The following is a 7,352-nucleotide window of genomic DNA, read 5'->3' as shown; positions in this document are numbered from 1 at the left end:
GTGCCTCGCCTAGGCTCGGCATGCCCTCACTCCGGCTTGAGTCCGTGGGCCGCCGCGATGGGCCATCCTTGGCCCAGCGCGGCTAACCCGGCGTCCTGCCGGGTTACCCACGGATTCAAGCCTGCGTTCGGCCAGCGTGTTTGACGGGGCGCCTCAGATCAAAAGCAAGAGCGACTCGCTTCGCATCGTGGATACGCAGTCCGCTGTAGGAGCCGGCTTGCCGGCGAAAAACGTGAGACCGCCGCGTTTTGTCTGATTCCCCGCGTCATCGTTGAAGACCATCGCAGGCAAGGACTAGGCGTCCCCCCAGCTCCTACAGAGACCGCGTTTGCTTTTGCCTTTGCTTCACACCACTCAAGCCGGCTGTCAGGCCGCTGTGCTTTTGATTTTGATCTTAGGCGCCCCGTTAAACACGCTGGCCGGAATTCGACAGGGATTTGGGGGGTAAACCGGCAGGGATGCCGGTTTAGCCGCCCCGCGCCATGGATGGCGCGTGGCGGCGGCCCCCCAAATCACTGTCGGATTACGGGCACACCGAGCCTAAGCGAGGTGCCGAGTGTTGGGGCAAGAGCCCTTTGGTTACTTTGGGGCTCTTTTCCAAAGTGACCCGCCGTAAGGGCGGAACCAATCTCAGCCGTTACCGCAGCAACGGATATGCCCTCAAAAACCCAATCTCAACCCCGCCCATTCCCAATCTGCCAAACAAACGGCGGCTCCACCCCATTAACCACCCAATCCCCCACAATCCGCGCCTTATAAATCACCGGATTATGCGACGACACCGTCCGCGCATTCCGCCAATGCCGATCCAGCGCCTTCCCCTGCCGCACATCCGAAGCCCCCAGCGCATTAAACAACTCACTGGTAGCCCGCTGAATCAACCCCGACACCACCACCTGCGCCGTAGCCGACTCAATCTCGGCCGCCACATTGGCCTCGCGCTCCACCGCATCATCCCCCCCAAACCGCGCCACATACGCCCGTTGCGCCGGCAGCGTCGCCTTCAACGCACTCGCCTCAGCGGCATACACCAGCGCAGCCACTTCCCCCACCACCTGTAGAACCTGCGCATCCTGGCTCACATGCGCCGCATTGCCATGACTGTAGATGCGCTTACGGCTGCGCACCTGATGCGCCACATCGCGCAAGGCCGCACGCCCAATCCCCGCCAAACTGGCGAGCAACACCAACTGATAGAACGCCGTCTGGTATTTAAACCGGCTGGCAAAGTCGATGACGTTTTCCGCGTCCACCACCGCGTCGGTAAAACGCGACGTACCACTGCCGGTAGTGCGCTGGCCAAAGCCGTCCCAATCATCACTGTGCACCACCCCCGGCTGGCGGGCGCGGGTCGCGGCGATCACATCGCCACCGGTGTCACTGCGCTGGGCATACACGTCGATCCAGTCGGCGAAGATGCTGCCAGTGCTGTAGAACTTCTCTCCGTTGAGCTTCCAGCGGTCGCCGTCAGGGCTGACCTGGGTGACCACATCGCCAATGGCCACATTGCCAATCTCGGTCCAGGCGCAGCCGACGATATCGCCGTCCACGAACCGCTTGAACCACAGATCCCGGCCAGCACTGGGCGGCGCGTTCAGGCGGTCTTCGGCAAATGCGAAGTGCCCGCGCAGGGCCTGGGGCACGTTGGAGTCGGCTTCGGCCAGTTCGATCAGCAGTTCGAACAATTGCGGCAGGGAAGCACCACCGCCGCGATATTCCACCGGCACGCGCACCGCGCCAAAACCGGCCTCCTTGAGCCACTGGATCGGTTCATGGGGCAGGATGCGGGACTGTTCGCGCTCTACGGCACCGTCGGCGATGCGTTGGAAAATCGGACGGAAGCGCGCAGCCAGTGTCGGGTAGTCGACACCGGTGGACAGGGGGTTGATGACGTGTTGTTCGGTCATGGGCAAGGTTCCTGGGCAGTGATCAATGCAAGGGGGATTGCACACTCCGTGCCGGGTATCGGCACCCGTATTCATGGGCTGAAGCGTTCAGCCACTGTTGCCCTGGCAACAGCGGATCGACAAACCCGCATGCTCTGCGACATCGACGCCGACCTACGGTCTTGCGTGCAACGCCCATGGCCCGTGCGTTTCCACGGCCTGGCACGCTTGCTGCTCAAGCCCTCAGTACATCCCTTTTGTGCGAGGTAACGCGAGATGAGCCAGCAAGCCGTGAAATTTGCCTACTGGGTGCCCAACGTCAGCGGTGGGTTGGTGGTCAGCAAGATCGAACAACGCACCCACTGGGGCATCGACTACAACCGCAAACTGGCGCAATTGGCGGAAGCCGCCGGCTTCGAATACGGCCTCACCCAGATCCGCTTCACCGCCGGCTACGGTGCCGAAAATCAGCATGAGTCCGTGGCGTTCAGCCATGCGCTGCTGGCCGCGACCACCACGCTCAAGGTGATCGCCGCGATCCTGCCAGGCCCCTGGCAACCGGCGTTGGCGGCCAAGCAACTGGCGACTATCGACCAGCTCACCAACGGCCGTATCGCAGTGAATATCGTCAGCGGCTGGTTCAAGGGCGAGTTCCAGGCCATCGGCGAACACTGGCTGGAGCACGATGAGCGTTATCGCCGTTCCGAAGAGTTCATCCGGGCCCTCAAAGGCATCTGGACCCAGGACGACTTCACCTTCAAGGGCGACTTTTACCGCTTCAATAACTACACCCTCAAGCCCAAGCCACTGGGCCAGCCGGAGGTGTTCCAGGGCGGTAGCTCGCGGGCCGCGCGGGATATGGCGGCGCGCGTGTCGGATTGGTACTTCACCAACGGCAACACCCCGGAAGGCATCAAGGCCCAGGTCGATGACATCCGCGCCAAGGCGGCGGCGAACAACCATTCGGTCAAAGTCGGCGTCAACGCCTTTGTGATCGCTCGCGACACCGAGGAAGAAGCCCGCGCCGTGCTGGCAGAGATCATTGACAAGGCCGATCCGGAGGCGGTGAACGCCTTTGGTGATGCGGCCAGGCAAGCGGGCAAGGCGTCACCGGAAGGCGAGGGCAACTGGGCCAAATCGAGCTTTGAAGACTTGGTGCAGTACAACGATGGCTTCAAGACCAACCTGATCGGTACGCCCCAGCAGATTGCCGAGCGCATCGTCGCGCTCAAGGCGGTGGGGGTGGACTTGGTGCTGGCGGGCTTTCTGCATTTTCAGGAAGAAGTCGAGTACTTCGGCAAACGTGTGTTGCCGCTGGTGCGAGAGTTGGAAGCCAAGGCGGGGATCAAACAGGTGGCGTGAGCAGTTTTTTTTCCAGGCGCAGTGCTGCGGTGTGGTCTTCGTAATAGGCGTCGATCAGGGCAAAGCGCCGATAACCGTTGCGCTCATAGAGGCTGAGAGCGCCAGGGTTGTCGGTGCGCACTTCCAGGCGTAGGCGATTGCAACCCTGTGCCACGGCGCTAGCTTCAACGCGGCTCAGCAACTGTCTACCCAACCCCATGCCACGCGCAGGTTCGGCAATGGCGACGGAATACAGACGCGCCAACGAAGTGCCACGGCGAAACAGCACCAGCGCATAACCGAGCAATTGCCCGTCATTTTCCGCCACCAGCAACTCGCCGTGGGCGCGGCTGATCATCCACTGGAAACTGCGCCGTGACAGCCTGTCGGTGATGAAGCAGTGCTGTTCCAAGGCCAGTAATTCAGACACATCCAAGAGGGTTGCAACGCGAAAGCAAAGAGCCATATGACCGCCGTAAAAGTTGCGTAACGAAACGGGACTTCTCTAAAAGATCGTGCTTAATAGAAAAGGTCGAGTTCTCTAAAGCGGATCAAATATTATGTCGGCGGTACAAGGTCATTGGCGTGAAGTATCCGAGCAAACTCTCGCGGCGACAATAACCAATAAAGGTTATTTTTCCGCACCACCGAAAGGCAACAGTCAAGTCGTGATCATTGTCGAGCGCAAGGAAGACTGGGCCTCCTACTTCCCCAGCGAAGACATCGTCACTGCCCAGGAATACCTGGAGCAGACCCGCGAAAACGAGACTGGCAAACGCGTACAGGTGATCAACCTGTGCCGCAGCTACAAGTACCTGGGGCACGGTTATTACTGCTCGCTGCTGGCTGAAGCCCGTGGGCACAAGGTGATTCCGTCGGTGCGCACCATCAGCGAACTGACGAAGAAGTCGTTGTACGGCCTGGCCCTGGACGACCTGGATAAAACCCTCGATAAAGCCTTGAGTCATCACCTTTACAGCAATACCGAAGGCTTCACCCTGACACTTTATTTTGGCCGGACCAATATAGAGCCGTTACAGGATTTGGCCCGTCAGTTGTTTGAGGCCTTTCCGTGTCCGATCCTGTTAGTGGAGTTCAAGAAGAATAACGGTTGGCATATAGAAGGCGTTAAATCCGGCGTATTGCATAAGTTACGCGACGATCAGGAAGACCAATTCGCCCACGCCCTGGATAACTTCAGCCGCAAGATCTGGCGCCAGCCACGTTCACGTCGCCTGGCCCGTTACGACCTGGCCATCTTGCACGACCCTCAAGAGCAATTGCCGCCGTCCAACGCCAAGGCCCTGGATAATTTCATCCGCGTCGGCAAGGGCCTGGGCATCGATGTGGAATTGATCGAACGCAAGGATTATTCACGCCTGGCCGAATACGACGCCTTGCTGATCCGCGAGACCACCAGCGTCGACAACCACACCTACCGATTCGCCAAGAAAGCCGAAAGCGAAGGCCTAGTGGTGATGGACGACCCGGCGTCGATCCTGCGCTGCACCAACAAGGTTTACCTTACCGACCTGCTCAACAGTCACCAACTGGGCATGCCCGCCACGGAGATTCTGTACAAGGAACGACCGGAAGACTTTGAACGGGTCGGCGAGCGCCTGGGGTTCCCGCTGGTGCTGAAGATCCCCGACGGCTGTTTTTCCCGTGGCGTGATCAAGGTCGAAAGCCAGGAAGCCTTGCTCAAGGCCACTGCCGAGTTGTTCGAGCATTCGGTGCTGTTGCTGGCCCAGGAGTTTTTCTACACCGAGTACGACTGGCGCATCGGCGTGCTCAACCGCAAGCCGATCTTTGCCTGCCAGTACTTTATGTCCAAAGGGCATTGGCAGATCTACAACCACAAGGCCATCGGCCAGGCCATCAACGGTGAATGCCGCACCCTGGCGGTCCACGAGGCGCCCAAGGCGGTGGTGGAACTGGCCGTGAAGACCGCCAACCTGATCGGCGATGGCCTCTACGGCGTCGACCTCAAGCAGTCCGGCGACAAGGTGGTGGTGATCGAAGTCAACGACAACCCCAACCTGGACGCGGGTATCGAAGATGCCTACTTGCAGGACGACTTATACGGTTTGGTGCTGGAGGAGTTCGTGAGGCGCCTGGAGTTGAAGCGTCAGGGCCAGGTCTGGTGACCCGGCGATGATCCAGCGTTTCGAACTGATCGATGGCAAGCTGCACAGTGGGGAGCGTGACGATGCCCCGATCCAGTTGTTCAACAACCCTGACCTGGCCGAGCGCGAGTGGCTGCGCGACCACCATAAGCTGGACGAACACGCCCTGGCCTCTGCGCTGGACCCCGACGAAGTCTCACGCATCGAGTTTCACCCGGACAATCTGTTCCTGATCTGGAAACGCCCGGAAAACTACTCCGGTGGCGGCAACCTGGTGTTCGAGGTGTCGTCCTGCGGCCTGCTGTTTTCACCCGGCCGCCTGCTGGTGATCGCCACCGACGAAACTCCGCTGACCGGCCTCGGCAAACGCCGCCCGCTGCACACGCCGCTGGATGTGTTGCTCGACTTGCTGCTCAATAACATCCATCACTACCTGGGCCACCTCAAGGTGATCAAGCTGGTCGCGCGGGAATTGCAGCAGCAGTTCAATGCGTCGATGAGCAACCACCACCTGATGCAGATGTTCAGCCTCAGCGAAAGCCTGATCTATTACATCAACGCGCTGCACAGCAACGGCGCGGTGCTGTCACGGCTGCGCAACCACGCGGAAAAGGAGCATTTCAGTTCGCAGATATTGGCGCTGATCGACGACCTGATCATCGAGAACCACCAGTGCTACAAACAGGCGGAGATCTATTCCAACGTGTTTTCCGGGTTGATCGACGCCCGCGGCAACCTGATGAACAACAGCATGAACAACCTGTTGCGCAAGCTCACCTTGATCAACGTGGTGTTCCTGCCGCTCAACCTGATTGCGAGCATCGGCGGCATGTCGGAGTTCAGCATGATGACGGCGGGGACGCCGTGGTGGGTGTCGTATCCATTGTTTCTGGCGGCGATGGGGCTTGGGGCTGCTTTGATGGTAGTGGGGCTGAAGCGGATAGCGGGCGGCGCCAATGTCGTTTAAACCCTGTAGGAAGGTTGCAGGGTCAGCACTTCAAACCCATCCGCCGTCACCGCCACGGTATGTTCCCACTGTGCCGACAGGCTGTTGTCCTTGGTCACCACTGTCCAGCCATCCTTCAGGCTGCGCACTTTCGAACTGCCCTGGTTGAGCATCGGCTCCACGGTAAACACCATGCCTTCGCGCAGTTCCAAGCCGGTGCCGGGGCGGCCGAAGTGCAGGATTTGCGGCTCTTCATGCATCTGCCGGCCGATACCGTGGCCGCAGTATTCGCGGACCACACTGTAGCCGTTGGACTGCGCATGGCTCTGGATCGCGTGGCCGATATCGCCCAACCGTGCGCCGGGCTTGACTTGGCGGATGCCGGCCCACATCGCTTCGAAGGTTTTCTCGACCAGGCGCTGGGCCTTGGGCGCGACGCTGCCGATCATGTACATCTTGCTGGAGTCGGCAATAAAGCCACCTTTTTCCAGGGTGATGTCGATGTTGATAATGTCGCCGTCCTTTAGGATGTCCTTGGCGCTGGGCATGCCATGGCACACCACCTCGTTGATCGAAGTGTTGATGGAGAAGGGGTAGTCGTACTGGCCCAGGCTGGCGGGGCGGGCCTTGAGGTCGTTGCGGATGAAGGCTTCGACGGCGGTGTCCAGCTCCAGGGTGGAACGGCCGGCGGCGACAAAGCCGTCGAGCATCGTGAACACCTGGGCCAGCAGGCGCCCGGCTTCACGCATCACGGCCAGTTGGGCGGCAGTCTTGATCATCAACTGCGCCCCCGGATCAGATCGGGCTTGTCCAGCAACAGCTTGTTGATCAGCTCGTTGTAGGGCAGGTGGGGATTGAGCTCGGCGAGCAGGCCGATCTTGATCCAGAACTCGGCCTGGGCGTTGATGGAACGGTCCATCGCGGCGCTGGCCAGGCGCAGTTGTTCGTGCAGTTGGTCGGTGATCTTGACGATGCCCATGGGGTTCACTGTGCAGGGTTGATATACAAAGCGTATACGTTTCGTATGCTTTGAGTAAACCTTTTGTTGACGAG

The 7,352-nt window shown here is 59.9% G+C and carries 6 protein-coding genes and 1 pseudogene; 3 read left to right on the top strand and 4 right to left on the bottom strand.

What is annotated here, in order from left to right:
• Positions 1-674: 674 nt before the first annotated feature.
• On the bottom strand, positions 675-1,907 hold the full coding sequence (locus ACP7BX_RS30485) for an acyl-CoA dehydrogenase family protein (protein ID WP_426130262.1): 1,233 nt from the start codon (positions 1,905-1,907) through the stop codon (positions 675-677).
• Between the two features lie 255 nt (positions 1,908-2,162).
• Here ACP7BX_RS30485 and sfnG point away from each other — a divergent pair, with 255 nt between their 5' ends.
• Positions 2,163-3,248 carry a dimethylsulfone monooxygenase SfnG gene (gene sfnG, locus ACP7BX_RS30480; RefSeq protein WP_033901506.1) on the top strand — a complete coding sequence of 362 codons (1,086 nt, stop codon included), beginning with the start codon at positions 2,163-2,165 and terminating at the stop codon, positions 3,246-3,248.
• Here sfnG and ACP7BX_RS30475 read toward each other — a convergent pair.
• Positions 3,247-3,693, bottom strand: a pseudogene (locus tag ACP7BX_RS30475) (GNAT family N-acetyltransferase); the annotation flags it as partial. The gene sfnG and the pseudogene ACP7BX_RS30475 overlap by 2 nt on opposite strands.
• 94 nt (positions 3,694-3,787) lie before the next feature.
• Here ACP7BX_RS30475 and ACP7BX_RS30470 point away from each other — a divergent pair.
• On the top strand, positions 3,788-5,374 hold the full coding sequence (locus ACP7BX_RS30470) for a RimK family protein (protein WP_218169891.1): 1,587 nt from the start codon (positions 3,788-3,790) through the stop codon (positions 5,372-5,374).
• Positions 5,375-5,381: 7 nt separating this feature from the next.
• Positions 5,382-6,320 carry a magnesium transporter CorA family protein gene (locus ACP7BX_RS30465; RefSeq protein WP_426130265.1) on the top strand — a complete coding sequence of 313 codons (939 nt, stop codon included), beginning with the start codon at positions 5,382-5,384 and terminating at the stop codon, positions 6,318-6,320.
• On the opposite strand, the gene map is transcribed toward ACP7BX_RS30465, so the two are convergent.
• Both map and ACP7BX_RS30455 read right to left on the bottom strand, forming a co-directional pair.
• The gene (gene map, locus ACP7BX_RS30460; protein ID WP_178954392.1) at positions 6,317-7,078 is read right to left on the bottom strand and encodes a type I methionyl aminopeptidase; all 762 of its coding nucleotides are present in this window, start codon (positions 7,076-7,078) and stop codon (positions 6,317-6,319) included. The genes ACP7BX_RS30465 and map overlap by 4 nt on opposite strands.
• The gene (locus ACP7BX_RS30455) at positions 7,078-7,278 is read right to left on the bottom strand and encodes a ParD-like family protein (protein ID WP_003190946.1); all 201 of its coding nucleotides are present in this window, start codon (positions 7,276-7,278) and stop codon (positions 7,078-7,080) included. The genes map and ACP7BX_RS30455 overlap by 1 nt, the downstream gene beginning before the upstream one ends.
• Between the last annotated feature and the right edge of the window lie 74 nt (positions 7,279-7,352).

Source organism: Pseudomonas sp. DWP3-1-3b3, assembly GCF_049896305.1.
Classification (GTDB): domain Bacteria; phylum Pseudomonadota; class Gammaproteobacteria; order Pseudomonadales; family Pseudomonadaceae; genus Aquipseudomonas; species Aquipseudomonas azotoformans_A.
Note: the sequence above shows the minus strand (reverse complement) of the source record. Positions and strands in the feature narration are given on the sequence as shown.